The sequence below is a fragment of the Streptomyces bambusae genome (genome assembly GCF_019400985.1).
Taxonomy (GTDB): domain Bacteria; phylum Actinomycetota; class Actinomycetes; order Streptomycetales; family Streptomycetaceae; genus Streptomyces; species Streptomyces bambusae_A.
This window is the reverse complement of the sequence record NZ_WTFF01000703.1, coordinates 1-823: the sequence shown is the minus strand read 5'-3', so window position 1 is coordinate 823 and position 823 is coordinate 1. Positions and strand designations below refer to the sequence as shown.

The following is an 823-nucleotide window of genomic DNA, read 5'->3' as shown; positions in this document are numbered from 1 at the left end:
GCAGGGTGCCGACCGCGGCCGCGGCGAGCGGACCGCCCACCCGACCGCCCGCGGAGGCTCGGGCGGCCAGTACGGCGGCGAGCGGGACGTCGGGCAACGGGCCGGCGGGCAACGGGAGATCGTACGGACCGGGCTCCGCCGCCGCGGGCGGAGCGGCCACCGGGCGCGCGGCGCTCTCGCGCATGGCGCCGATGTGGAACTTGCTGTGTTCGAGGTAGCGGCGGTCCGGCGCGGGGCCGCGCCGGTCCTCGTCCGCACCATCGGTGCCGGTGCCGGTGCCGGTGCCGGGACCGGTGCCGGCCTCGGTGCCGTCGCCGTCGAAGAAGGGATACGGGCCGTCGGCTTCCAGCAGGGTGCGGGCGGCCAGTCGGCACACGGCGCGCTCCTCGTCGGGTCCGATGCCGAGCCGGTTGAGCAGCATGTGCAGTTGGGAGGCCCACACCCAGGGCAGCCCGTGCTCGTGGTGTGCGCGCAGCCGCTTGTCCGCCGCGGTGACTGCCGCGGCCCACTCCGTCTGCCAGGCCGCCGCCGTACCGCGCGCCAGGCGTTCGCGCAGCGCGTCCGCGCGCCGCGTGAGCACCTGCCGGGAACCGGCGAACACCGTGTTCACCCGCGTGTGGACCACGGCTCCGGGGAGCAGCGGCGCGTCGGCCACCCAGCGCCAGCCCGCCGCGTGCGCCCGCAACCAGCCGCCCGCGGCCTCCCGGTCCATGCCGAGCGCGTACGCCGTCGTGTGCGCCGCGTCCAGGGCGAGGGCCAGCCGGTCCGGGCGCGGGGCCCGCCCCAGGGCGCGCAGCGCGGCGACCGCCGCCCGGGTCGAGGC

At 78.9% G+C, this 823-nt stretch carries 1 protein-coding gene; it reads right to left on the bottom strand.

Annotated features, from left to right (window positions below):
• On the bottom strand, positions 1-823 hold an 823-nt coding region (locus GPJ59_RS36635; protein WP_308120709.1), incomplete at both ends, for a lantibiotic dehydratase C-terminal domain-containing protein.